The 24,753-nt window shown below is 66.2% G+C and carries 27 protein-coding genes; 10 read left to right on the plus strand and 17 right to left on the minus strand.

The features are described from left to right. Positions 1-8: 8 nt before the first annotated feature. From J2X92_RS14750 to J2X92_RS14765, 4 genes are all read right to left on the minus strand, one after another. On the minus strand, positions 9-1,544 hold the full coding sequence (locus J2X92_RS14750; protein WP_307576715.1) for a TolC family outer membrane protein: 1,536 nt from the start codon (positions 1,542-1,544) through the stop codon (positions 9-11). Between the two features lie 22 nt (positions 1,545-1,566). Beyond that, the gene (locus J2X92_RS14755; RefSeq protein ID WP_307576716.1) at positions 1,567-1,905 is read right to left on the minus strand and encodes a rhodanese-like domain-containing protein; all 339 of its coding nucleotides are present in this window, start codon (positions 1,903-1,905) and stop codon (positions 1,567-1,569) included. A gap of 14 nt (positions 1,906-1,919) precedes the next feature. Beyond that, the gene (locus J2X92_RS14760) at positions 1,920-2,597 is read right to left on the minus strand and encodes a protein-L-isoaspartate O-methyltransferase family protein (protein ID WP_307576717.1); all 678 of its coding nucleotides are present in this window, start codon (positions 2,595-2,597) and stop codon (positions 1,920-1,922) included. A 93-nt stretch (positions 2,598-2,690) separates the two neighbouring features. Next, entirely contained in the window at positions 2,691-3,368 is a 678-nt protein-coding gene (locus tag J2X92_RS14765; protein ID WP_307576718.1) for a TetR/AcrR family transcriptional regulator, read from the minus strand. Between the two features lie 101 nt (positions 3,369-3,469). Between J2X92_RS14765 and msrA the strand changes: the two genes are divergently transcribed. The 4 genes from msrA to J2X92_RS14785 all read left to right on the plus strand — a co-directional run bounded on the left by msrA (position 3,470) and on the right by J2X92_RS14785 (position 7,678). Continuing rightward, complete coding sequence (msrA, locus tag J2X92_RS14770) at positions 3,470-4,021, plus strand: peptide-methionine (S)-S-oxide reductase MsrA (RefSeq protein WP_307576719.1); 552 nt, start codon at positions 3,470-3,472, stop codon at positions 4,019-4,021. 22 nt (positions 4,022-4,043) lie between these two features. Next, positions 4,044-4,472, plus strand: a complete 429-nt coding sequence (locus tag J2X92_RS14775) for a hypothetical protein (RefSeq protein ID WP_307576720.1) — start codon at positions 4,044-4,046, stop codon at positions 4,470-4,472. 79 nt (positions 4,473-4,551) lie between these two features. Continuing rightward, the gene (locus J2X92_RS14780; RefSeq protein WP_307576721.1) at positions 4,552-6,657 is read left to right on the plus strand and encodes a TonB-dependent receptor; all 2,106 of its coding nucleotides are present in this window, start codon (positions 4,552-4,554) and stop codon (positions 6,655-6,657) included. Between the two features lie 70 nt (positions 6,658-6,727). After that, entirely contained in the window at positions 6,728-7,678 is a 951-nt protein-coding gene (locus J2X92_RS14785) for an AEC family transporter (protein ID WP_307576722.1), read from the plus strand. A gap of 131 nt (positions 7,679-7,809) precedes the next feature. Here the strand turns inward: J2X92_RS14785 and J2X92_RS14790 are convergent, their stop codons facing one another. Beyond that, positions 7,810-8,196 carry a hypothetical protein gene (locus tag J2X92_RS14790; protein ID WP_307576723.1) on the minus strand — a complete coding sequence of 129 codons (387 nt, stop codon included), beginning with the start codon at positions 8,194-8,196 and terminating at the stop codon, positions 7,810-7,812. A 24-nt stretch (positions 8,197-8,220) separates the two neighbouring features. Between J2X92_RS14790 and J2X92_RS14795 the strand changes: the two genes are divergently transcribed. Beyond that, on the plus strand, positions 8,221-9,426 hold the full coding sequence (locus J2X92_RS14795) for an OmpA family protein (RefSeq protein ID WP_373424845.1): 1,206 nt from the start codon (positions 8,221-8,223) through the stop codon (positions 9,424-9,426). A 7-nt stretch (positions 9,427-9,433) separates the two neighbouring features. Here the strand turns inward: J2X92_RS14795 and pdxH are convergent, their stop codons facing one another. Further along, on the minus strand, positions 9,434-10,108 hold the full coding sequence (gene pdxH / locus J2X92_RS14800) for a pyridoxamine 5'-phosphate oxidase (RefSeq protein ID WP_307576724.1): 675 nt from the start codon (positions 10,106-10,108) through the stop codon (positions 9,434-9,436). Between the two features lie 46 nt (positions 10,109-10,154). On the opposite strand from pdxH, the gene J2X92_RS14805 reads away from it, so the two are divergent. Next, positions 10,155-10,730 (plus strand): nucleotidyltransferase family protein, encoded by a 576-nt coding sequence (locus tag J2X92_RS14805; RefSeq protein WP_307576725.1) that lies wholly within the window; start codon positions 10,155-10,157, stop codon positions 10,728-10,730. Positions 10,731-10,734: 4 nt separating this feature from the next. Here J2X92_RS14805 and J2X92_RS14810 read toward each other — a convergent pair whose 3' ends face one another. Together J2X92_RS14810 and J2X92_RS14815 are read right to left on the minus strand one after the other, a co-directional pair. Continuing rightward, positions 10,735-11,286, minus strand: coding sequence for a superoxide dismutase family protein (locus tag J2X92_RS14810; protein WP_307576727.1), 552 nt, complete (start codon positions 11,284-11,286; stop codon positions 10,735-10,737). 2 nt (positions 11,287-11,288) lie between these two features. Next, positions 11,289-12,005, minus strand: a complete 717-nt coding sequence (locus J2X92_RS14815; RefSeq protein WP_307576728.1) for a gamma-glutamylcyclotransferase — start codon at positions 12,003-12,005, stop codon at positions 11,289-11,291. A 126-nt stretch (positions 12,006-12,131) separates the two neighbouring features. Here J2X92_RS14815 and J2X92_RS14820 point away from each other — a divergent pair, with 126 nt between their 5' ends. The 4 genes from J2X92_RS14820 (at position 12,132) to J2X92_RS14835 (ending at position 16,059) form a co-directional block, all read left to right on the plus strand. Beyond that, the gene (locus J2X92_RS14820; protein ID WP_307576729.1) at positions 12,132-12,698 is read left to right on the plus strand and encodes an OmpA family protein; all 567 of its coding nucleotides are present in this window, start codon (positions 12,132-12,134) and stop codon (positions 12,696-12,698) included. 168 nt (positions 12,699-12,866) lie between these two features. Continuing rightward, positions 12,867-14,693 carry a phosphogluconate dehydratase gene (edd, locus tag J2X92_RS14825; RefSeq protein WP_307576730.1) on the plus strand — a complete coding sequence of 609 codons (1,827 nt, stop codon included), beginning with the start codon at positions 12,867-12,869 and terminating at the stop codon, positions 14,691-14,693. Next, positions 14,684-15,328, plus strand: a complete 645-nt coding sequence (gene eda, locus J2X92_RS14830; RefSeq protein ID WP_307576731.1) for a bifunctional 4-hydroxy-2-oxoglutarate aldolase/2-dehydro-3-deoxy-phosphogluconate aldolase — start codon at positions 14,684-14,686, stop codon at positions 15,326-15,328. Before edd ends, eda begins: the two co-directional genes overlap by 10 nt. A gap of 2 nt (positions 15,329-15,330) precedes the next feature. Further along, positions 15,331-16,059, plus strand: a complete 729-nt coding sequence (locus J2X92_RS14835; RefSeq protein WP_307576732.1) for a haloacid dehalogenase type II — start codon at positions 15,331-15,333, stop codon at positions 16,057-16,059. 6 nt (positions 16,060-16,065) lie between these two features. Here the strand turns inward: J2X92_RS14835 and J2X92_RS14840 are convergent, their stop codons facing one another. The 9 genes from J2X92_RS14840 to J2X92_RS14880 form a co-directional block, all read right to left on the minus strand. Next, positions 16,066-17,127, minus strand: a complete 1,062-nt coding sequence (locus J2X92_RS14840) for an acyltransferase family protein (protein ID WP_307576733.1) — start codon at positions 17,125-17,127, stop codon at positions 16,066-16,068. Beyond that, positions 17,124-18,302, minus strand: a complete 1,179-nt coding sequence (locus tag J2X92_RS14845) for a hypothetical protein (RefSeq protein ID WP_307576734.1) — start codon at positions 18,300-18,302, stop codon at positions 17,124-17,126. Before J2X92_RS14845 ends, J2X92_RS14840 begins: the two co-directional genes overlap by 4 nt. Before the next feature lie 301 nt (positions 18,303-18,603). Beyond that, complete coding sequence (gloA, locus tag J2X92_RS14850; protein ID WP_307576735.1) at positions 18,604-19,041, minus strand: lactoylglutathione lyase; 438 nt, start codon at positions 19,039-19,041, stop codon at positions 18,604-18,606. 41 nt (positions 19,042-19,082) lie between these two features. Then, positions 19,083-19,763 (minus strand): glutathione S-transferase family protein, encoded by a 681-nt coding sequence (locus J2X92_RS14855; RefSeq protein WP_307576736.1) that lies wholly within the window; start codon positions 19,761-19,763, stop codon positions 19,083-19,085. Positions 19,764-19,869: 106 nt separating this feature from the next. Next, positions 19,870-20,553, minus strand: a complete 684-nt coding sequence (locus J2X92_RS14860; RefSeq protein ID WP_307576737.1) for an ABC transporter ATP-binding protein — start codon at positions 20,551-20,553, stop codon at positions 19,870-19,872. Next, positions 20,550-22,229: an ABC transporter permease gene (locus J2X92_RS14865; protein ID WP_307576738.1), complete on the minus strand. Its 1,680-nt coding sequence runs from the start codon at positions 22,227-22,229 to the stop codon at positions 20,550-20,552. The genes J2X92_RS14860 and J2X92_RS14865 overlap by 4 nt, the downstream gene beginning before the upstream one ends. A 34-nt stretch (positions 22,230-22,263) precedes the next feature. After that, a complete protein-coding gene (locus J2X92_RS14870; RefSeq protein WP_307576739.1) occupies positions 22,264-23,325 on the minus strand; it encodes a Fe(3+) ABC transporter substrate-binding protein in 1,062 nt (353 codons plus the stop codon). A gap of 153 nt (positions 23,326-23,478) precedes the next feature. After that, on the minus strand, positions 23,479-24,174 hold the full coding sequence (locus tag J2X92_RS14875) for a nitroreductase (RefSeq protein ID WP_307576740.1): 696 nt from the start codon (positions 24,172-24,174) through the stop codon (positions 23,479-23,481). A 16-nt stretch (positions 24,175-24,190) separates the two neighbouring features. Continuing rightward, the gene (locus tag J2X92_RS14880; RefSeq protein WP_307576741.1) at positions 24,191-24,736 is read right to left on the minus strand and encodes a PaaI family thioesterase; all 546 of its coding nucleotides are present in this window, start codon (positions 24,734-24,736) and stop codon (positions 24,191-24,193) included. Between the last annotated feature and the right edge of the window lie 17 nt (positions 24,737-24,753).

The following is a 24,753-nucleotide window of genomic DNA, read 5'->3' on the forward strand; positions in this document are numbered from 1 at the left end:
GCGGCGTTCTAGCGCGCTGGCGGATTCAGAATGACTGGCGGCGGCGGTGCCGAAGGCATCGTCGGTGCCGGCGGATTGAACGGCGGCACCGGCACCGGCGGCACTACGGGAATGGGGGGCGGCGTGACCGGCACCGAAGGCGCGCCCTGCGGGCGTTCGCCAAGCGACGGCGCAGGCGTGCTTCCGTTCTTCGCCAGCGTCGCATTGATCGCGTTCATGTCTTCCACGGTCAGCGTGCCATTGGCTTGGCGCAGCTTCAGGTTACCCAGCAGCACGTTGTAGCGCGCCTGCGCGAGATCGCGCTTGGTCTGGAACAGCTGGCTCTGCGAATTGAGCACGTCGATGTTGATGCGCACGCCCACTTGGTAGCCGAGCCGGTTGGCATCGAGCGCGCTCTGGCTCGAGGCCTCGGCCGCTTCAAGCGCCTTCACCTGGCCCGCGCCGGAAACAAGCCCGAGGTAGGCCGCGCGCGTGGCCTGCGCCACGCTGCGGCGGGTGCCTTCGAGCACGCTGCGAGACTGGTCTTCGAGTGCGAGCGTTTCCTTGATTCGGTTCTCGGTGGCAAAGCCCGCGAACAACGGCAGGTTGAACACCACGCCGACGGAAGCGGCGTTGATGCGCGTGCCCACGGTGCTGGTGGCGGTCCCTTGGGGGTTGCGCGTGATGTTGTAGCCCAGGTTGGCATCGAGCGTGGGCTTGTGGCCGGCCTCGGCCTTGCGTATTTCCAGGCCCGCCACGTCCAGGCCAAGCCGCGCCTGGCGAATGGAGGGATGCACTTCATCGGCCTGCGCGACCCAGGCTTCGATGTTGGCCGGCGTGGCGGTGGGCAGCACCACCGGCTGCGCCAGCGGCACCGGCACGCTGCCCAGGCGGCCGACCAATTGGTCGAGCACCACCTTCTTCACCTGCAGGTCGTTCTCGGCGGCAATCTCCTGCGCAATGACAAGGTCGTAGCGCGCCTGGGCTTCGCGCGTGTCGGTGATGGTGGAAGTGCCAACCTCGAAATTGCGCTTGGCCGATGCGAGCTGCTCGGCCACGGCCGCTTTCTGCGCGCGCACCAGCGTCAGGGTGTCCTGGCTTGCGAGCACGTCGAAGTAGGCTTGGCTCACGCGCACGATCAGGTCCTGCTCGGCCGCGGTGAGCACGGCTTCGGCGATTTCGGCCTGGCGCTTGCCCTGCTCGTAGGTGGCCCAGTTGGCGGGTCGGTAGAGCGGCTGCGTGGCATTGACGCCGACGTTCTGCGTGCTGAAGTCGCGCGGCGTGCTCGTTCCGCGGCCGGCGCCGGTGAGCGTGTCGATGTCTAGGGCGTTGCGCGATGCGCCAGCCGTGAGTCCCACGGCGGGAAGGATGCCGGCCTTGGCCTGCGCGGCGCGCGCCACGGTTGCGTCGTACTGGGCACGCGCACCTTGGTAGGTGGCGTCGAAGCCGCGTGCGGATTCGTAGAGTTCGTTCAGTGTCTGGCCTTGGGCCGGCAATGCGAGCAGGGTGGCAAAGAGACTTGCGAGTGCTGCGGAAAGAGGCAAAAGCCTGGGCCTGGAAGGCATTGAACGTCCTTGGGAGAAAGAATCAGTAGCGCGGCACGGCGGGGTCGTGCAGTGCGGACCAGGCGTCGATGCCGCCGGCCACGTTGGCCACCTCGGCAAAGCCGTTCTGGCTCAGGAAGGCCGCCACGCGCTGGCTGCGCGCGCCGTGATGGCACAGGCAAGCAACGCGTTGGCCTTCTTCGAGTTCCGAAAGCCGCGCCGGAATCTCGTTCATTGGAATGGCGACCAGCGTGAAGCCCTGCGGAGTGACGCTGGCCGTCTGCAGTTCCCATGGTTCGCGCACGTCGAGCAGCACGGGCGCCGCGCTGGGGTTCTGCGCAAACCAGGCGGCCAGGTCGTTGGGGCGGACTTGATCGATCATGCGGTGGTGCCCGTTCAGAACGAGAAGCGCGAAGGCTCGGGGAAGTTGAGCAGCCGCGGAGCCACGGTGTCCCACGGCTGGATGGTGTCCCACTTGCTTTCCGTGGTGCGGGTGACGAAGTGGGCGCGCATCATCGGCTCGTCGCCCACGATGGCGGCAAGGCGGCCGCCCACCTTGAGCGAGCCGATCAGGTTCTGCGGAATGCGCGCCACGGAGCCGCTGAGCACGATCACGTCGAAGCTCGGGCCGCTCGGCAGTGGCACGGCGCCGTCGGCGTTGCGCACCTCGACATTGGCCACGCCGTTCTGGCGCAGCGTTTCGGCGGCGCGGGCGGCCAGCACGGGGTCGATCTCGAGCGACAGCACCTGGGCCGCGCGATGGGCGAGCAGGGCGGCCATGAAGCCCGATCCGGTGCCGATCTCGAGCACCGACTCGTGCTTTTGCACGTGCAGGTCTTGCAGCATGCGAGCTTCGACCTTGGGCGAGAGCATCACCTGGCCGGGAACGGAGCCGTCGCCCAGCGGAAGCTCCATGTCGAAAAAGGACAGCGTGCGATGCTGGGGCGGCACGTAGTCTTCGCGCCGGATACTGGCCAGGAGGTCGAGAATTTCCAGGTCGAGCACATCCCAGGGCCGGATCTGCTGCTCGATCATGTTGAAGCGCAAGCGCTCGAGGGTGGGGGTCGGGTTCATTGGGGGCTTTACCTTGTGGGACTCAGGACAAACCTTCAATTTTAGGTTGCCCGGCCCCGGCCCGCGGGTGGCCTGCCATCCATTTGTTGCGCGTCATGCCGCGGCTCCTGGCGGCCGCGTGAGGCCGTAGAGCACGGTCTCCGCCTGCGTCGCAAGGTATTTTTCGGGGTCGAGCGGGGCGTGCTCGTCGACGCAGACCATGGCCGAATGCTTCCACAGCATCAGGAACATCATGGGCGCGATCACGGCGTAGATGGCATGGTCGACGTCCACCGGCGCGAATTCCCCGCGGTCGATCCCGCGCTGCAAGATGCGCCGCAGCAGCGTATGGCCGGGACGGATCACCTCCTGGCGGTAGAACTCGGCCAACTCGGGGAAATTGGCGCCTTCACTCATCATGAGCTTGGTCAGCCCCGAAGCCTTGGTCATGCCGACCCGTTCCCACCAGACGCGCATGCAGTAGCGCAGCATGTCGGCGGTGGTGCCCTCGAAGGCCTCGAACTCGTCGTTCCACTCGGAGAAGCGGCCGCTGAGGTTCTCGACAACCACGGCCTTGAAGAGCTCTTCCTTGCTCGGAAAATAAAGAAAGAGGGTGCCCTTGGAGACCCCCGCGCGGGCCGCGACTTCCTCGGAGCGGGTGGCGGCAAAGCCTTTTTCGACGAACAGGTCGAGCGCTGCCGCCAAGAGCTCGCCGGGGCGCGCCTCCTTGCGGCGCTCGCGTTTGGAGCGCACCGGGCAGAGCTTGTCGGCAAGGAAGCGGGGCGTGGGCATGAGATTAATGACTGACGGGTTAGTAATGTAGTGACCGGCATCCGGGCCGTCAAGCCGCGACAATATCGGGTTCGCCTTTTTCCCACCTGCCGGAGCAGCCTATGTCTTCTTCACCGTCGCCCACTGAAACCGTCGTGCTCGGCGGGGGCTGCTTCTGGTGCACCGAGGCCGTGTTCGACCGCGTGCAGGGGGTGGTGGACGTCGAATCGGGCTATTGCAACGGCCAGACGGTGAATCCTAGCTATGAGCAGGTCTGCACTGGCCGGACCGGGCATGCGGAAGTGGTGAAGGTCGAATTCGACCCCGCCATCATCAGCCTGCGCGAAATTCTCGAGATTTTCTTCGTGGTGCATGACCCCACGACCCTGAATCGCCAGGGCAACGACGCCGGCACGCAGTACCGCAGCGGCATTTATGTGACCGACGATGCGCAGAAGCAGGTGGCGCAAGAGGTCATCCGCGAGATCGAGGCGAGCAAGACCTATAGCTCGCCCATCGTCACCGAGGTGGCGCCGCTCGCCAACTACTCGGCGGCCGAGGCCTATCACCAGGACTATTTCCTGAACAACCCGAACCAGGGCTACTGCGCCTTCGTGGTCGGCCCCAAGGTCGAGAAGTTCCAGAAGACGTTCGCGTCGCGGGTCAAGGGCTGATCGCTCCCCAGGCCTGCTTTTCATGCACCTCGCACTCAGCTCCACGGCAAACCGGTCGATCCTGTCGACCCGGGCGATCGCCGTCGCGCTGGCGGTGGCGCTGTGGTTCGCGGGCACGCTGGGGCTGATGCACAGCACGCTGCACGTGCCCGGCCTGGTACATGCCCATACCGGTGCTCATGCGCTTGCCGATGCAACGGCCCAGTCCGCTCACCCGGACGGCGCGCACGGGCATGCGGTCGCCCGCGGCCTCGCCGGCCTGTTCGGCAACCACTCCGATGCCGAATGCCGGCTCTACGACCAGCTGTCGCACGGCTCGGGCGCATTGGGCGTTCCCATGATGGTGCTGCCGGTGCTGATGCCGTCGGCCACCTTTGCCTATCTGCAGGGCGAGGCCATCGCCCGCTGGGTTGCGCTGTTCGACGCGCGCGGCCCGCCTTCCACTCGCTGAATCTTTCCGTGTTCCGGTTGCCGCCACCCGCCTTTGCGGGTGGCGGCAGATCGTCCCTTGATTCAACGAGTGCTCATTCATGATTCCCAATTTCCGTCGCAACGCCATTGGCGCTGCCGTTCTTTCGCTCGCCTCCTTTGCGAGCATGGCCCAGGCCCAGCCGGCACCCCAGGCGCAACCCGCCGACGCGGCCGCAGCGGCCACCCTGCCGGAGATCGCCGTCACCGGCAATCCGTTGGGCGCCAGCGAGCTGATCGCGCCCACCACCACGCTGTCGGGCGACAAGCTCCTGATGCGCTCCGAATCGACCCTGGGCGAAACGCTCAACAACCTGCCTGGCGTGAGCAGCAGCTACTTCGGCCCCAACGCCAGCCGGCCGATCATCCGCGGCCAGGACGGCGACCGCATCCGCATCCTGCAGAACGGCGGCGGCGCCCCTGACGCTTCGGCGTTGAGCTACGACCATGCCGTGCCGGTGGATGCGCTGGTCACCGAGCGCGTCGAGGTGCTGCGCGGGCCTTCGGCGCTGCAGTACGGCGGCAGCGCCGTGGGCGGCGTGGTCAACGTGATCGACAACCGCATTCCGACCGAGCCCATCAACGGTTTCGGCGGCCGCGCCGACCTGGGCTTTTCGACCGGCAACAAGGAGAAGAACGGCGGCGTGGTGCTCGAGGGCGGCAATGACCGTTTTGCGCTGCACGTCGACGCGTTCAACCGCGACTCCAAGGATGTCTCGGTGCCCATCGACCTGGAATGCAGCAAGCCCGGACGCCCCTGGATGGCGCGCAAGATCTGCAACTCGGCCAACGAGGCGCATGGCGGCGCGGTAGGCGGCACGCTGTTCTTCGACCAGGGCTATATCGGCGCCTCGGCCAGCACCTACCGCAGCAACTACGGCACTGTAGCCGAAGACGACGTGACCATCGGCATGAAGTCCGACCGCTATGCGCTCGAAGGCGAGTGGCGTCCGGGCGGCATCATCAGCACCGTTCACGTCAAAGCCAGTCACACCAACTATCGCCACACGGAATATGAAGGCGGCGAAGCCGGCACCACGTTCTCGAACATGAGCAACGACCTGCGCATCGAGGCGCGTCATCGCAAGATCGGCAACTTCGAGGGCCTGGTCGGCTTCTCGAGCGAAAGCAACCGCTTTGCCGCCGATGGCGAGGAAGCCTTTGCGCCGCACAGCCGCACCCGCTCCAACGCGCTGTTCATGTATGAAGAACTCGGCACTTCGTGGGGCCGTCTGAGCTTTGGCGCGCGCACCGAGAAGGTCCGCGTCACGTCGCTCGGCTATCCGGACGACCCGACGGTGACGCGCTTTGCCGTTGGCGAGCGCACCTTCAACCCGCACAGCGCGGCCTTGGGTGCGCTGGTCAACCTGACGCCGCAATGGCAGCTCACATCGAACCTCGCCTACACCGAGCGGGCGCCGAAAGATTACGAGCTGCTCGCCAACGGACCGCACGTGGCAACGGCCGCCTGGGAGGTCGGCAATCCGGACCTGAAGAAAGAGAAGTCGACCGGCTTCGATCTTGGTGCGCAGTGGAAGTCGGGCGCCAACACGGCTCGCGTCAATGCTTACGTCACGCAGTTTCGCAACTACATCGGCCTGACGGCTTCGGGCCGCACCCTCGATGAAGAAGGCCAGGTGGTGACCGACCCCGCGGCGACCGACACGCTGGCCGAATACCTCTACAGCGGTGTGCGCGCGCGCTTCACCGGCATCGAGGCCAGCGGCAACCTGCGCCTTCTGGGCACCGAAGGCTTCGCGCGCATGGCCGATGCCTCGACGCTCGATCTGGAGTGGCGCGGCGACGTGGTGCGTGCGAAGAACCTCGACACCGGCGAGCCGCTGCCGCGCATCGCGCCGTTCCGCGCCGGCGCAACGCTGGCGTATGGCAACGGCCCATGGAGCGCGCGCTTCGGCTTCGACTACAACGCTGCGCAGCGCCATGTGCCGAGCGTCGGCGCGCGCGAGACCGATGCCTACACGCTGTGGAACGCTTCGATTTCCTATCGCATGAAGGTGCAGCGCGCCAATCTCACCTGGTATGCGCGAGTCGACAACATCACGAACAAGCTGGCCTACAGCCCGACGTCGATCCTGACGACGACGGTGTACCCGAACGCGCCACTGCCGGGGCGTTCGCTGAAGGTGGGCCTGCGCGTGACGTTCTAAGGCACCGGTCCTGCTTCTTCCTTCCGCCATCGGCGGGAGGAAGGAGCAGGCAAGAGGCTATCCTCGGCGGGTGAATTCGATCGTCATCTCTTCCCTGCTTCCCGTCGTTTTTCTCATTGCCGCGGGCTACCTGGCCGGCCGGCGCCGCTGGATCGGCGGCAACGCCGTCAAGGATCTTTCGAACCTGATCTTCCTCTTGCTGGCGCCCGCGCTGCTGTTTCGCGCCATGAGCACGGTGCACGTGCAAGAGCTGAGCCTGAAGCCGGTGGCGGCGTACTTCATTGCGTCGGGCCTGCTGTTCGCGGCCACGCTGGCGCTGCGCGGCTTCAACCGCACGGCCGCCGTCATTGCGCTGGCCAACACCTACAGCAACACCGTGATGATCGGCATCGTGCTGGTCGGCCTCGCCTATGGCGAGCAGGGCATGGTGGTGCTGCTCACGCTGATCTCGCTGCATTCGCTGGTGCTTCTGACCAGCGCGACGGTGGTGCTGGAACTGGCCGTGGCGCGCGAGCACGCGGCGGTGAGCGGCGAAGCAAAGCGCCCCATGGCGCGCACCGTGCTGCGTGCGCTGCGCAACGCGATCATCCACCCGGTGCCGCTGCCGATCATTGCGGGGCTGCTGTTCGCGCAGACGGGGCTCGTGATGCCCGAATCCATCGACAAGCCGATCATGCTGCTCGGGCAGGCCTTTGGTCCCGTCGCGCTCGTGATGGTGGGCATCACGCTTGCACTCACGCCCATCGGCCGGCACTGGCGCGGCGCCATGGTGCAGTCGCTGGTGAAGAACTTGCTGCATCCGCTGCTGGTGGCGGGCATCGGCTGGCTGCTGGGCGTGCGCGGCATTCCGCTCACCGTGATGGTGGTGGCGGCGGCGTTGCCCATTGGCGCCAACGTCTTTCTCTTTTCGCAGCGCTATCGCACGGCCGAAGACCTGGTGACAGCGAGCGTCGCGATGTCGACGGTGCTCGCGCTGGCCACGCTGACCTTGGTGATGACGCTGGTGCAGTGGCTTCCCTGAGTTCTTCATAAGCCTTTCGCGCTAACGAAGCGTCTGCGGATCCGCAACGCGGCGTCTATGCCGTTCGGCAGGGTGGCCGTTTGGCGAGATGGCGAGCGGCGCCTGCCGCTCTACATTTGCCCGCTGATGATTTACCAGGCGCGGTCTTCGCCGTTTTCCGTCATGGCGCCGATCGCGATGGTGATCGTGCTGTGCTGTGCTGCCTTGCCGGCGGTGGCCGACACCAAACCGTGCCGGACGCCCTGCCTTTCGGCCGCGGTGCCGCGCGAGTCGACACCAACACCGCCAGCAGCGCCGGCGAAGCCAACAGAGGCGGAAGCCAAGCCTGCACCTGTCGCCGCCGCGCGGCCGAACGCCAAGCCCAGACCACAGGCTGTTGCAGTGGCTGTGCAGCCGCCATCGCCGCCCGCGGCGGAGATGGAGAAAGCCGCAGCCTCCAAACGGCCGCCGCCCTCCAGGCGCTGCAGCGAGATCAACATGCGCGCGGCGGTCGGCGAGCCGCTCTCGGACGAAGACATGAAGATATTGAGGAGTCAATGCTGATGATGACGAACACCACCCGCCCCATTCGCACGGCGCTGCGCGTGCTGGCGCTGTGCGCCGCCGTGCTTGCCGCTGCGTGCGCGCACCGGCCGGCACCGGGTAACGCTGTACCCTTCGAGCAGGCTGTCAACCAGGCGGTGGACGACCTGATCGTGCAGACCCAGAAGCTGCCGGCCTTCCTGGCCAAGGTGGAGTCGACGATCAAGCAGAGCCGCATCGTGATCGATCCGCTGCTCGAGGGCTCGAGCGGCCAGCAGACCGAAGTCACGCGCGTGGCCGAGCAGCGCATCGTCCAGCGCATGCAGTCGCAGTTCAAGCAGTTCACGGTCACACCGTTCAACAATGCCGAGATCGAGCGCGCGCAATACGTGCTCAACGGCACGCTGGTGCGCGACAAGGACGCGGCCGACGGGCGCTACCGCCTGAACCTGGCGCTGACCGAGATCAAGAGCGGCGTGGTCATCGCGCAATCGGTGGCGCGCATCAGCGATGCCACGCTCGACACGCGGCCCACGGCCTTCTTTCGCGACAGTCCCGTGAACGGCAAAGACCGCGGTGTGGAAGGCTATATTCGCACCGCCGAAACGCAGCCGGGCCAGGCGGCCGACGCGCTGTACCTGGAACGTCTGCCCACGTCGACCGTGCTGCAAGAAGCCACGGCCGCATACGAGGCTGGCCGCATGAGCGAAGCGCTCAGCCGCTACGAAGCCGCCTCGCGCCGGTCCGACGGCCAGCAGCTGCGCATCTACAGCGGGCTGTATCTCACGCAGGCCCAGCTCGGCCGCACCGCGGAAGCGGAGAAGACCTTCGGCACCATCGCGCGGCTCGGGCTGGAAACCAACAACCTGAGCGTGAAGTTCCTCTTCAAGCCGGGCTCGACCGACTTTTTGGCGGACCCGAAGATCAGCGCCGCCTATCCGATGTGGCTGCGCCAGATTGCGCGCCAGGCCGCACAGATCGACTCATGCGTGGTGGTCACGGGCCATACGAGCCGCACCGGTTCGGAGTCGGTCAACGAGCGGCTGTCGCTGCAGCGTGCGGTCAGCGTGAAGACCCGGCTGGTGGGCGAGGCGCCGCCGTTGTCGAAGAAGCTGCGCGAGTCCGGCATGGGTTTCCGCGAGAACATCGTGGGCACGGGTGCCGACGATGCAAGCGATGCGCTCGACCGGCGCGTCGAGTTCAAGGTCGTCGGCTGCGAGGCTTGACGAAAATTCAGGGCGCGAGGCGTTCACGCACCCACGCGGCGTCTTCGAGCCGGTAGCGCAGTCGGTCGTGCAGCCGGCTCTTGCGGCCCTGCCAGAATTCCCACCGATCCGGCACGAGGCGATAGCCGCCCCAGTGCGGCGGGCGCGGCGGCGAGAGCAGGTGCCTGGCGGCTGCGACGGCCGCGTTCTTCACCAGCACGTCGCGTCCGCTGATCACTTCGCTCTGCGGGCTGGCCCACGCGCCGATGCGTGAATCGAGCGGGCGGCTCGCAAAGTAGGCGTCGCTTTCCTCGGCGCTGGTTTTTTCCACGCGGCCCTCGATGCGCACCACGCGCTCGAGCTCGACCCAGTGGAACTGCAGGGCCGCATACGGATTGCCCGAGAGCTCGCGGGCCTTGCGGCTTTCGTAGTTGGTGTACCAGACGATGCCGCGCGCATCAAAGCCCTTGATGAGCACGATGCGGCTCGAAGGCCTCAGGTCGCTGGCCACGGTGCATAGCGTCATTGCGTTGGGCTCGGGCACCTGCGCATCGATGGCTTCGCCGAGCCAGCGCTCGAATTGCTTCAGCGGATCGTCTGCGCTGTGGGTTTCGCCGAGCTCGGCGCGCTCGTAGCTCTTGCGCAGCGCGGCCAGCGTTTCGTTGGTGGGTGCAGAAGAAGTCATGGCGGCATTGTTGCGCATGCGCCGCCGTGCGGCAGGCCGGGCATTCCGCGCACATACTCGGCGCATGGCGACAAAGGCGAATTCCCCGGTGGTGATTGTGCTGGCTTCGGGCCGCGGCGAGCGTTTCATCGCGGCCGGCGGAAAGGGCTCCAAGCTGCAGGCGCCGCTCGCGGGCAAGCCGCTGCTCGAACGCACGCTCGATGCCGTCCGCGCCAGCGGCCTGCCATGGCGGCTCGAAGACGCTGGGCATCCGGGCATGGGCGATTCGATTGCCGCTGCGGTGCGCGCCACGCCCGAGGCCGCGGGCTGGCTGATCCTGCCAGGCGACCTGCCGCTGGTGCGCCCTGAGACATTGCGCGTGGTGGCCGCGGCGCTCACCGGCCGTGTCTGCGCGGCGCAGCCCCAGTACCAGGGCGAGCGCGGACATCCGGTGGGCTTTTCGGCCGGCTGCCGGGCCCAGCTTGCGGCGCTGCGTGGAAACTTTGGCGCGGCGCCGGTCCTGAAGGCAATGCGCGCCATCGATGCGGTGGCCGACCTGGTGGTCGACGACGTCGGCATCGTGACCGACATCGATACGCCTGAGGCCCTGGCGCGGGCCGAAGCCCTGTGGCGGGAGCGCTCGGCCGAGCGACCCCGCTAGCCGATCAACGCCGCGCGATCACGGCGCAGGCGGTGCGCGGGCCGGAGTTGCCGGCTGGCTGGGTCGTGAAATCATCGCGGTCGCGGTGCACCACGAGCGCGCGACCCACCACGTTGTTGGGGGCGCCTTCGGTCAGCGAGATGGCGTGGTCGTCGACGCTGAAGCGCGCCACGCCGCTGGCGTCGGCCACCAGGCTCGGCAGTTCGCCGGCATGGCTGCCCGCGGCGCCGAATTTGCCATGCGTGCCGCCGGCGGGATTGAAGTGGCCGCCCGAGGCATTGCCGTTGTCGCCGCAGTCGCCCTTTTCATGAATGTGGAAGCCATGCTCGCTGCCTGGCGCGAGGCCGCGCACTTCGCCGGCGATGCGCACGCCATGGTCCAGCGCGGTGAAGGTCACCGTGCCGCGAGTCGGGTTGGGCGAGATCGCCGCGGTCGGCATCAGTTCGGCGGCCGCGCTCGGCTTGCCTCCCATCATGCTGCTCATGCCGCCGCAGGCGGAAAGCAGGGCGCCGGCGAGAAGAGCGGTGCCGGTGGCGGCGAAAAGGCGATGGTTCATGTTTATTCCTTTTTGGAAGATGGACTCGGAGACCCCGGAACATATACCGGACCCGGCGGCATACCGCAATCGGCGGCCGCGCCGGACTGCTTTTTCCGCTCCTCTTCCGCTTGCTGCTCCTGCTGCTCCTGCTGTTCCTGCTTCTCGTGCGCCAGCGCAACCAGCCGCGCCAGCGCCGCGTCGTGGATCGAATGCCGGCGCAGCTCCAGCAAGGTCTGGCGCGCGTAGTCGAGCGAGCTGCCGTAGCGCCCCACGGCATGCGTAAAGATGTGGCGGTAGCGGTCGTCGCTGAGCTCGCCGGTGAAGTTGGGGCTGCGCCTGGACAGAGTGAAGGCCAGCGCGCGCACGGGTCCTTCGGGCGTGTTGCACTTCAGCCACCTCGGGTCGTACACGCCGGTCGGCATCTCGCGCAGCCAAAGCCTCTTCAGCGTATCCAGGCCGTGCGCCGAAGGCACCCGGAACACCATGCCGCGGCAACTGCCGCCCGAGAGCAGCCCGAAGACGAGACCGGGCGTCTGCACGCTGCCGCGGTTGATGCGGCTCCACATCTTCAGTGCCCGATGCCACCCGTGCACCCAGGCCGTCCGACGCTCGACAAAGTCGAACTCCGGGCGCCAGATGAGCGAGCCATAGCCGAATAGCCACAGATCCTCGCGGCCACCCCAGTCGGCAATGGCCTGTTCGAGCATCGGCTGCGGGTCGCGCAGCGGCCTGGGCATCGGGTCCAGGCCCGGCGGCCCTGGGTCTGGCAACGGTCCGGAAGGGGCGGCGCCTACAATTTCGTGATCATGGTTCACCGCACCATTATTTACCGACCTCTACTTTCATACGGAGTACGCCCCCTCATGAGTGACGACGACAGCCAGCAAAATTTCATCCTCGGATTTCTCCTGGCATTGATTGCGCTGGTGATCTTCTTCGTTGTGGGCATCGCGGTGTGGCACAAGGGGCACTCGGCGGCGCCGGCCAACGGAAGGCCCGCTGTCGCAGCTGCTGCACCTGCTGCAGCAGCGCCCGCGGCGCCGGCACCCACCACCACGGTGGCCGAAGTGACCGAGACGGTGACGGTCGTGATCCCCGACGGCGCGAGCATCCGCGTGGCCAACGGCGTGGTGAACTTCTACTTCGCCACCGGCAGCGCCGATCTCGCGCCCGGTGCGGCCGAGGCGCTGGCCGCGGTCATCAAGGGCGTGGAGAGCGGCCGCAAGGCGGTGGTCTCCGGCTTCCACGACACCACTGGCGACGCGACCGTCAACGAGCAGCTTGCCAAGAAGCGCGCCGAAACCGTGCGCGACGTGCTGGTGGGGTTGGGCGTGCCGGCCGGCAAGGTCGATCTGCAGAGGCCCGAGGTCACGGCGGGGTCAGGCAACAACGCCGAGGCGCGCCGCGTCGAGGTCAAGCTGGTCGACTGACGGGCCTTGCCCGTGCCCGCTCGATGCGCGCCGATGGTAAATCCGTATCGCCGGGGTGGTGGATTTCCATCGGTCCGCTCCCCGGTGTCTTGGTACCATTGACTTCCGAGTCGAAGGTCGCGAAAGCGACAGTGCCGACAGGCCGGCCACGCGACCGAACACATCCCCATGAGCACACATCCCACCGTCCTTGACGTTACCGATCGCATTCGCGAACGCAGCCGGGGGCCGCGCAGCGCGTACCTCGAGCGCCTGAGAGAAATCCGCAACCGCGACCGGGGCTCCGATCGCATGGGCTGCGCCAACGTGGCGCACGCCGTGGCAGGCATCCCGGCCAACGACAAGTTCAGGGTGGTGACCGAGCGCGCACCCAACATCGGCATCGTCACCGCCTACAACGACATGCTCTCGGCCCACGCGCCGTACCAGAGCTACCCGGACATCATCAAGCAGGAGGCGCGCAGCCTCGGTGCCACCGCGCAGGTGGCCGGCGGCGTGCCGGCCATGTGCGACGGCGTGACCCAAGGCACACCCGGCATGGAGCTGAGCCTCTTCAGCCGCGACGTGATCGCCATGGGCACCGCGGTGGCGCTCACGCACGACATGTTCGATGGCGCGCTGCTTTTGGGCGTGTGCGACAAGATCGTGCCTGGCCTCTTGATCGGCGCGCTGCATTTCGGGCATTTGCCGACGGTGTTCGTGCCCGCCGGCCCCATGCCCTCTGGCTTGTCGAATGGCGAGAAATCCAAGGTGCGCGAGCAGGCGGCGCAGGGCCTGGTGGGCCGGCAGGGCCTGCTCGACGCCGAGATGGCGGCCTATCACACTGTGGGCACCTGCACCTTCTACGGCACCGCCAACAGCAACCAGATGCTGCTCGAGGCCATGGGTCTGCATGTGCCCGGCACCGCCTTCATCCAGCCCGGCGACGCGATGCGCGAAACGCTGACGCGTGAGGCGGTTCGCACAGTGCTGGGCAAGGCAAGCGAAGCGAAATTCAATTGCCCTCCCATCGGCGAGATGGTCGACGAGCGCTGCATCGTCAACGCCATGGTGGCGCTCTTGGCCACAGGCGGTTCCACCAACCACCTGATCCACTGGGTGGCCGTGGCGCGCTCGGCCGGCATCGTGATCGACTGGGACGACTTCTCGCGCCTGTCCGACGTGATTCCGCTGCTCACGCGCGTCTACCCCAACGGCAGCGCCGACGTGAACGCGTTCCAGGCCGCGGGCGGCCCGGGCTTCGTGATCGGCGAACTGCTCGACGCGGGGCTGATGCATGCCGACGTGCTGACCGTGCGTGCCGGTGGCATCCGCGAATTTTCGAATGTGCCGTCCCTGGGCGAGGACAAGCGCCTGGTCTGGGAGTCCGCCTCACCGTCGAAGGACGACGCCGTTGCGCGGCCCGTGGAGAGCCCCTTCAGCGCCACCGGCGGCCTGAAGCTGCTCAACGGCAACCTGGGGCGCAGCGTGATCAAGGTGTCTTCGGTGCCCGACGACCGCCACGTGATCGAAGCGCCAGCGCGCGTGTTCGATTCGCAGGCCGCGCTGCACCAGGCCTTCACGGCCGGCGAGCTCGAGCGCGACGTGGTGTGCGTGGTGCGCTGGCAGGGCCCGCAGGCCAATGGCATGCCCGAGCTGCACAAGCTCACGCCGCCGCTCTCGGTGCTGCAGGGCAAGGGCTTCCGCGTGGCGCTTGTCACCGACGGCCGCATGAGCGGCGCCTCGGGCAAGGTGCCCGCCGCCATCCATGTGTCGCCCGAAGCCGCCGCCGGCGGGCCACTCGCCAAGGTGCGCGACGGCGACGTGATCCGCCTCGATGCCGTGGCGGGTACGCTGGCCGTGCTGGTGCCCGACGACGAATGGGCCGAGCGCGAGACTGCTACGCTGCCCGAAGCCAAGCGCATCGCCGACGGCCACGGCCTCGGCCGCGAACTGTTCGCCGGCATGCGGCGCAATGCATTGACCGCTGAAGAAGGAGCCTGCTCATGGCTGTAGAAAACAACAAACTCACCGCGCTCGAGGTCATGCGCGACGCACCGGTCATCCCGGTCATCGTGCTGCACGACGTCAAACATGCCGTGCCGTTGGCGCGCGCGCTGGTGGCGGGCGGCATTCGCATGCTCGAAGTCACGCTGCGCACGCCGCAGGCGCTCGAATGCATCGAAGCCATTGCGCGGGACGTGCCCGATGCCGTGGCCGGCGCGGGCACCATCCGCAGCGCCGCCGATGCGCAGGCCTCGGCGTTGGCCGGCGCCAAGTTTGGCGTGAGCCCGGGCTACACGCGCGCGGTCGGCAAGGCCTGCCACGACCTCGGCCTGCCATTGCTGCCCGGCGTGGCGACCGGCAGCGAGATCATGATGGCGCAGGAAGACGGCTACACCGAGCTCAAGTTCTTCCCGGCGCTGCAGGCGGGCGGCTTGCCCATGCTCAAGGCGTGGCAAGGGCCGTTCGGCGACGTCACTTTCTGCCCCACCGGCGGCATCCACGCCGGCAATGCGGCCGAATTTCTTGCGCTCACGAACGTGGCCTGCGTGGGCGGCTCATGGATCGTGCCGACCGACGCGATCCGCGATGGCAACTGGGCGCTGATCGAGCAACTGGCACGCGCAGCGAGCCAGCTGCCGCGCTGACCATGCGCGCGGATTTCGACGCGAGCGACCTGAAGGTCATCGCGTTCGACGTTTTCGGCACCGTGGTCGATTGGCACAGCGGCATTGCTGCCGAGGCCGAGCTTGCGTTGCCGGGTGTCGATGGCGCCACCTTCGCCCTGGCCTGGCGCGCCGGCTATTTGCCCGCGATGAAGTCCGTGATGGAGCGCATCGCGGCGGGCGAGGGCGGCTTTACGCTGCTGGACGAACTGCACCTGAGCATGCTCGAGCAGGTGCTGCACGATTTCGGCCTGACTGGGCAACTCGATACCGCCGCCAAGCGCCACCTGAGCCGCGCCTGGCACCGGCTGCCTGCCTGGCCCGATGCGGTCGAGGGGCTCACGCGCCTGAAGAGCAAGTTCACCATCTGCACGCTCTCCAACGGCAACATCGGCCTGCTCACCGAAATGGCCAAGCGCGCCGGGCTGCCCTGGGACTGCGTGCTCTCGGCCGAGGTGTTCAAGGCCTACAAGCCCGACCCGCGCACCTACCTGGGCGTGGCGGGCGTGTTCGACGCAACCCCCGGGCAGGTCATGCTGGCCGCGGCGCATCACGACGACCTGGCCGCAGCACGCGTGTGCGGCCTCAAGACCGCCTACATCGAACGGCCCCACGAATTCGGCAGCGCGCAGCCCAAGGACGTTTCTCCCAACGCCGAGAACAACCTGCATGCCCGCGACATCAACCAGCTGGCCGACCTGTTGGGCTGCTGAGCGCGCTCACCTGGCCCTGGCTGCGCCCAGGGACTTCGCGGACTTGATCATGCCGCGCATCATCTGGGTGAGCGGGAATTCCACGAACCTGTACACCATGTGCGAAGCCCAGAACGAGGCGACGCAGACTGCGGCCGCAATGGCGAGAATTTGGGCCGGCGAAGAGAGGCCGAGCGCCTTCACCGCGATGGGAATGGCCACCAATATGAACGGGTGAAAAAGGTACAGCGAATAGGAGCTGTCCCCAATGGCCAGGATCGTGCGTGCCTTGGCCCACACCGACCCGAGCATGATGATTCCGACGAACATCATGGCCGACGGGATTGCCAGCGCAAACCCCCGGAGTTCGCTGTTTCCGAAGCCCCACGAAATGGCCAGGTAGGCAAGAAAAGCACCGGCGGTGGTCAAGACAATCGACAAGGGAGTGCGTTGCCGCAGCAGCCCCTTTTTGAAAGCCACGCCAATAGCGACGCCGAACGCAAACTCGACGAACAAGGAAAAATTCATGACCTTGTGGTCGATGCCGGAGAGCAGCCCGATGAACGATGCGGCGGCTAATACCAGGCAGGCGATGTACGCGTTTCTTGGCTTGGCCACGGGAAGTGCGACAAGTGCCCACAGCCCGTAGAAGATGATCTCGTAGGTCAGCGTCCAGCCGTTGTTGACCAGATAGGGCGCAGAGGTCGGCCACAAGAAGAATGATGCGGCGACATCGGTCGCTTCTTTCGCGTTGCTGTTGATCAGCTTGGGCGCCATGAGGAAGACGAGCAGCGCCAGCAGCGAGAGTCCCCAGTAAAGCGGAAACACTCTCACGATCCGCTTTTCCATGAACTCCACGTGCGTCATCGTCTTGTTGGCGGTGACGAAGTAGATGATGAAGCCGCTGATCATGAAGAAGACGTCCACCCCGACGATCCCGAAATCGAACAGGGGAATCGCGCCACCAGACAGCGCATGCGCCTTTTGCGCTGCGTGGTGAATGACGACCAGGAGGGCGGCAATGCCTCGCCCTGCCTGGATGGATTCGACGTACTGGGGCTGGTCGACCGCAATGGATTGAGACTTCACGAGCTGCGATCCTCGGCGAGGGGACGAGCAAAAGCCGCAGCGGCGGGAGTCGTCGAGGAAGCGGGCGTAGAAGTGGCGGCCTTCCTGCGCCGCAGCAGCTTTTCCTGCGCCAGTTCGCTTTTCTGCACCAGCGCCAAGGCGGAAAAAACAAGCGGACTCACAATGGCGAAGTGCCGGGCGAACGAGCCGAAATCAGGCTCGAACACGCCCTCGATGATGAGAAAGGACAGCGGCGCCAACGCGACCTTGCCGGCCTGGATCAAATTCTTGCTGTCGGATTTAACGCCCTTGACGATCGCCTGCACCATCCAGATGAAGGTGAAGGGCATGATCGAAATGAATGCCAACTGGCTGACCGATCCAAAACGCAAAAGCTCAAGAGGAAATGCCAGCCGGAAAAAGGTGATCGTGGCATTGAGTGCCTGGAGAATGGCATTGTCGGAAGCAATGACCGCATCGATGACCGTTCGCGAACCTTCGGCGCCCACGTCTCTGTTTTCATTGACCGCGGCGCGGGCGAAGTCCAGCGTGGCGCCCAATGCAATCTGGAACGTCAGCGAAAGCGCGATGTAAATCAAAACGATGACAACGAACAGCCTGAATACGGTGAGTTGATTTCTTAAGAGTCTCAATCCGAGCCAGGTGGCGCTGACCAGCAGCCAGTATTTTCTGACCACCCAACCGTAGACCGTCGAAGATAAAAACCACGTGAGCCCGAACCAGCTTTGTTGTGCCGCCATGATCGAAACGAGCACCACGCAGGCGGAAAGCATGTCCTTTGAAAGGACCGAAAGAAAAATGGCCCTGATGAAACCCCATCCCAGGGAAACGAGAAAAACGCCGAGAGATATCCGGCTGAATTGAAATATGGGTATGAGGGTGAGCGAGACGCTCAGGAGGGCGCCCGCAATCGGAGCCGTTTTTGCGCTCAGCCCCACCGATTCGAGCAGGAACGCGCTGCATGCGTAGGAGTTTCGTTCCTCCACCGACGTGGAGGCGATCTGGCATGAGTCGGCACCGAAGAAGCTCAGCAGCGTTTCTTCATCAGGAAAATTCTGTGCGGCCGTGTCGTGGTAAGCAAAAGGTATTGCTCCCACAATCAGGGCGGCAAACAAAAATATGATGAGCGATATGGCCGGATCAATGGCTTTGCCGCGAATGCTGAGAATGGTCAATGGCTGGCCGCTTAAAAGAAGCGTAAAGGTAGAAAATAGTTCGAAGGCGCGCCACCGGACGATTCATCCGAGTGGACGGCCTTGCCGAACTCTAAAGGGGCTTGATTGCGGATTCGGGAAACGGCGCGCGGAGCATCGAGCATCGGCGCCGTACCCAGAGAAAATACCAGCAAAGAATATGCCGATCGCCTGCGAAAAGGTGATCATTTGTATCCTCAATTCGCTGCACTTCATTTAAACGGCGTCCCTCCTGAGGGCCGCTTCGTCCGAGCAAGGAGCGGCCGCAGGCCGCAAAGTCGGGCTATGAGGCGCGCAATGCGTCCGTGCCGGCTCCAGGCTGGCCCTGGACCTTCGATTTGTCTTGTATCAATTCGACCTTGTAGCCGTCGGGATCGGTCACGAAGGCGATCACCGTGGTGCCGCCCTTTACCGGGCCCGCTTCCCGCGTGACCTTGCCGCCAGCCGCCTTGATCTTCTCGCAGGCGGCATAGGCGTCGGGCACGCCAAGCGCGATGTGGCCGTAGGCGGTGCCGAGCTCGTAGCTTTCGGTGCCCCAGTTGTAGGTGAGTTCGATCTCGGCCTGTTCGGGGTTGCCGTTGCCGTAGCCGAGGAAGGCGAGGCTGTATTTGTACTCGGGGTTCTCCGATGTGCGCAGCAGGTTCATGCCAAGCACCTGGGTGTAGAAGTCGATCGAACGCTGGAGGTTGCCGACGCGCAGCATGGTGTGGAGAAATCGCATCTCGTGGTATTTGTGGTGAGGGGAAGGAATGCCGATTCTCGTTATTGCGCTAGCTCGAGCAAGTGCGCCTCGTGCTTGCGCAAGAACTCGCGCAGGTGCTGCGGATACTCCGGGACCACGGCGCTCTGAACACTGGGGCGCACCGCCAGCGCGTGGCGCCATGCATTCACCTTCGGCAAGGCGTCGAAGATGTGCGAGTTGCTGATTTCTTCGAACACCTCGAAGTAGCGAAAGATCGGCGCGAACACCGCGTCGACCAGACTGAAGTTGGCGCCGGCGAAGTAGGGTCCCGCACCCAGCGCGGCTTCGACGCGCTCGAACTTGGCGGCGAGTGCCAGGCGCTTCTGCTCGAACACTTCGGCGTCGCGCGTGGTTTCGTAGCCCCACAGGTCGCCGAGGATGGCCGAGCCGAATTCCATCCACGCGCGGTGCTCGGCGCGGGTGAGCGGATCTTCCGGATGCAGGCGCGGGCCCGGCTGCGTTTCTTCGAGGTACTCGCAGATCACGTTGCTCTCGAACAGCACCGCTTCGCTGCCGTCGGGCCGTGCCAGCCGCAGCAGAGGCACCTTGCCGAGCGGCGAGATGGCGATGAACCAATCGGGCTTGTTGGCAAGGTCGATCACGACGCGTTCGAACGGCACGTTCTTTTCGGCCAGCGCGATGGCTGCGCGCTGAACGTAGGGGCACAGCAGGTGGCTGACGAGGGTGAGTGGCTTGGACATGGCGTTTGCGTTCTCGAAGAAGAAAAGTTGAAGGAGAGCGCCGCGATTCTTCCGACACCGAACAACCTTTTCCCGGAAAGCCCATTCGCCGAATGGGCGCCTTGTGCTATTGGGCGGTGTCCAGCCAGTGCGTGATCCGGCCCCCGTGCATCACGCCGATACGGTCGGCCATGGCATGGGCCTCGGCCTCGTTGTGCGTGACCAGGATGGCGGTCTGCCCGGCGCGCTTGAGAATGCCGCGCACCTCCGCCGTCAGGCGCTCGCGCGTGCCGCCATCGAGATTGGAAAAAGGCTCGTCGAGCAGCAGCAGTGCGGGCGAGGGTGCCAGCGCGCGGGCTAGCGCGATGCGCTGCTGTTGGCCGCCCGAGAGCTCATGCGGAAAGCGCTCGCCGGCATCTGCAAGGCCGACCAGCGCCAGCATCTCGGCCACGCGCGCCTGCTGCTGCGCACGGCTCGCACGGCGAAGGCCGAAGGCCACGTTCCGGCCCGCCGAAAGATGGGGAAAGAGTGCGTACTCCTGGAACATCATGCCCACGCGCCGCTGCTCCGGCGGCAGGTGCACCTCTGTCGACGAGAGCAACGCGTCACCCAGACGGATGCTGCCGGCGCGCAGCGGCTCGAAGCCGGCAATCGCGCGCAGCACCGTCGTCTTGCCGCAGCCTGAAGGCCCGAAGAGGCATGCGATGTCGCCCGCCGGCAGCGAGAGCGAGAAGTCGCTCAACACCGTGTGCAGCCCGCGCGGTGTCTCATAGGCGAGCTGGATCGATCCGATGAAAAGTGGGGAACTCATGTCTTGTCCAGGCCGGGCAGCGCCGATGGCGTGCCCAGTTGATTGCGCGCCAGCAGCATCACCGGCAGCAGGCCCACTGCGACGATGGCAAGGGCGGCAATGGCGCCTTCTTCATACGTGCCGCGAGCGGCCTCGGCATAGAGCCAGGTGGCCAGCGTGTCGAAGTTGGCGGGGCGCAGCAGCAGCGTGGCGGGCAGTTCCTTCATGGCATCGACAAAAACCAGCAGCGCACCGGTCGCAATGGCGGGCTGCAGTAGCGGCAGGTGCACGCGCCGCAGCGTGCCGCCGCTGGTCTCGCCCAGCAGGCGCGAGGCTTGTTCGATGGCGGGCGGAATGCGCGCAAGTCCGGCTTCGATGCCGCCGACAGGCATGGCGAGGAAGCGAATCGCGCAGGCCACCACCAGCACGATGCCCGCACCCATGAGCGGCAGGCCCTGCAGGCCGAGCACGCTGGCCAGCGCCGAGTCGACCGCGAGCGCGGGCGTGAGCAGGCCGATGGCGAGGACCGTGCCCGGCACCGCGTAGCCCAGCGTGGCCACGCGTGCCTGCCAGCGCGCGCGACTGGGATGCGAGCCCTGGCTGCGTGCCGTCCATGCGACGACCAATCCCGCCGCTACCGCCACCACCGTCACCCCGGCAGCCAGGGCCAACGTGTTGCCGAGACTTGCCAGCAGGCCATGCGAGACACCGCCGCCCTGGTGCAGCCGCTTGGCGCTCTCCCACACCAGGTAGAGGGCCGGCGCCACGAAACCGATCAGCACCGGCAGCGTGGCGATGGCGGTTGCGAGCCAGGCGGCGCTGCCGTGCAGGCGGCGCGGCTGCATGGCGCGCATGCGTTGGGCCGAGCCAAAGCGCTGGTGCTGGCGGCCGTTGCGTTCGAGCCAGACCAGCGCCACCACCACAAACAGCATCGCGCAGGCGATCTGCGCCGCGCCCGCCAGGTCGGAGCGCGTGATCCACGTGGTGTAGACCGCCACCGTGAGCGTGTTGATGCCCAGGAATTCCGAGGCGCCGATGTCGTTCAGCGTTTCGAGCAGCGCAAGGCTCAGGCCCACGGCAAGCGCCGGCCGTGCCAGCGGTAACGCCACGCGAAAGAACGCGCCCCGTCGGCTCTCGCCCAAGGTGCGGGCAGCCTCCATCAGGTGCGCGGGCTGCGTCATGAACATGGCACGCGCGGTCATGTAGACGTAGGGATAGAGCACGAAGCCGAGCACGAAGATCGCGCCCGGCATCGAGCGCAAGTCGGGCAGGCGGAACTGGCGGGGGCTGTCGAAGCCCAGCGCCCAGCGGATCGCGCCCTGCACCGGGCCGATCGGGTGCAGCAGGTCGAGATAGGCGAAGGCGACGATGTAGGTCGGCATTGCGAGCGGCAGCAGCAGCGCCCAGTGCAGCACGCGCCGGCCCGGAAAGTCGCAGGCCGTGACCAGCCAAGCGCAGCCGGTGCCGATCACCAGCACCAGCGTGCCAACGCCTGCCAGCAGCACGGCCGTGTTGAGGGCGGCGCGCGGCAGCACGTGCGCGAACAGCGGCCCCCAGTGCCCCACGCCGGAGCCGAATGCCAGCCATGCCAGCGTGAGCACCGGCGCAAGCACGCCGATGGCGATGGCGAACGAGGCAGAGCGCCAGAGCGGGCCTGCAGCGTGCAGGCCCGGCAAGTGGCGCCGTGGGATCAGCATTCGGGCACCGTGGACGCGTGCCCGGCAATCTCGATCACTGGTCGAAACCGACCTTGTCGACCAGTGCGCTGGCTTGCTTGCGGTACTTGGCGATATCGGCCACCGGCAGCGTGTCGGCCTTCAGCTCGCCGATGGTTTCGCCGATGATCGGGTCGAGCGCCACGCCCTTGCGCACCGGATACTCGTAATTGGCTTGCGCGTACAACGACTGCGCCGGCTCCGACACCAGGAACTCGAGCAGCTTGACCGCGTTGGCGCGCTGCGGCGCGTTCTTGGCCACGGCCGCGCCGCTGATGTTGACGTGGGTGCCGCCGCTCTTGGCGCTGGCGAAGGTCGGGCGGACCACCTTGATCGCATCGCCCCACTTGCGCGCGTCGGTGCCTTCCTTGGAGCCCTTCATCTGGCCGACGTAGTAGGAGTTGGCCAGGCCGATGTCGCAGATGCCGCCCAAGATGTCACGCGCCACGTCGCGGTCGCCGCCCGTGGCCTTGCGCGCCAGGTTGGCCTTGACGCCCCGCAGCCACTGCTCGGTCTTGGCCTCGCCGTCGTGCGCGATCATTGCCGCGACCAGTGCCGTGTTGTAGGGGTGCTGGCCCGCGCGGATGCAGACCTTGCCCTTCCACTTCGGGTTGGCCAGGTCTTCATAGCGGAAGCTGGTGAGCGGCTGGTTCTTGTCGGCGTAGAGCACGCGCGCGCGCAGCGAGAGCGCGAACCACTGCCCGTCGGCGCCGCGCAGGTTGGCGGGCACGGCCGATTCGAGCGCGGCCGACTTGACCGGCTGCGTCACGCCGCCATCGACCAGGTCCATCAGGTTGCCGATGTCCACCGTCATCAGCACGTCGGCCGGCGAGCGTGCGCCTTCCGCCTTGACCCGCTCCAGCAGGCCGTCCTTCACGAACACGGTGTTGACCTTGATGTTGCTCTGCGTGCTGAAAGCGGTGATCAGCGGCTGGATCAACGCGGGCTCGCGCGTCGTGTAGAGCGTGAGTTCGTCGTTGGCGGCATGGGCGGGCAGGGCGGTAGCGGCCAGCCAGGCGGCGGAGACGCCGATCAGTGCGCGGGCAGCGCGGCCTTGGACGCCGAAGCGGTCGGTCATGAAGGATCCTCCAGGTGCAGAGACGTGTTTTGGAAAAGCATCGCAACCGCGTGGCTGACGATGAGAATCATTATCACTGCCCTTGTGGAGCTTTTTACGTCCTTGCTCTTACATGGCGAAGGACTACCCGGATGAAGCTGCCGCGCTAGGCGTTCACTCCACCCAGCGGCAAACCTGCTCCAGCGGTGCGCGCGTCGTACGGAAGCGATTGGCCGGATGCGAGGGATCCTCGTAGCCGAACGCGATGCCGCACACCACCTGCCGATCGTCCGGAATGTCGAACCAGCGATGCAGGAACTTCGCCCGCGAAGCCACGGCCGCCTGGGCGATGCTGGCCACACCCAGGCTGCGCGCAGCGAGCACGAAGTTGTTGACGTAGGCACCGCAGTCCACCGCACCGTAGGTGCCGAGCAGCGCCTCGGTGGTGACGAGGGCCAGGTGCGGCGCGCCGAAGAACCGGAAGTTCTGCCGCGCCTGCCGCTCCGAGGCCTCGCGGTCGCCGCGCGCAACGCCTACGCTTTCGTACAGCTGAAAGCCGCATTCGCGCCGGCGCTCGCGGTACACGCCGCGGTACTCGGCGGGAGGTGCGATGTCGAACGCAGCATCTTCAGAGGCTTCGTCGGAGTCGAAGGCCTGGCGCAGCCGCTCGGTGGCTGCGGAGCTGGTCACGATCACCTGCCAGGGCTGCGAGTTGCACCATGAGGCGGTGCGCTGCGCCAGCTGCAGCATGGCATCGATCGTTTCGCGCGGGACCGGCTCCGCCAGGTAGCCCCGGCAGCTGTAGCGCTCGTCGAGCAGGGCCTTGAAGGCAGGTGCAAGCGTGGGATCGTGGGGAGCAGTCGAGGGCATGGCGGCAAATCCCGGTTCAGCGCGGCGCGGGCATCTCGAAAACGAGGCAGGTGGTGGTGGCGTGCGCGTACAGCGTGCCATCGGGTCCGACGAGCCGCGCCTCGGCAGTGGCGAGCTGACGGCCGCAGTGGATCACCTTACCCTCCGCGCGAACCCGCTGCACCTTGGGTGTGATGGCCCTCACGTAGTTCACGCTCAGCTCGGCCGTCGTGTAGGCGCGGCCGGCCGGCATCATGGTGTGGACCGAGCAGCCCAGTGCGGAATCGAGCACCGTCGCAATCCAACCGCCGTGGATGGTGCCGAGCGGGTTCAGGTGCTGCGCCAGCGGCGTGCCCTGGAACACCGCCACGCCGCGGCTCACCGACAAAAGCGTGAAGTCGAGCGTCTTGGCGATGGCGGCATAGGGGATTTCGGCATTCAGCATGGCCTGCATCATTTCGAGCCCGGTCTTGCCTGCGATCTGCTCAGACCGTGCCAAGCCAGGGCCGGGTCCCGCTTCGAGACGCTGGACGACCTCTGCCTCTTGGGCGATCCAGGCGTCGATGGAGTGGGGCTCGCTCATGAAAAAATCCTTGATAG

The organism is Variovorax paradoxus (assembly GCF_030811855.1).
In the GTDB taxonomy this organism is placed as follows: Bacteria; Pseudomonadota; Gammaproteobacteria; order Burkholderiales; family Burkholderiaceae_C; genus Variovorax; species Variovorax paradoxus_L.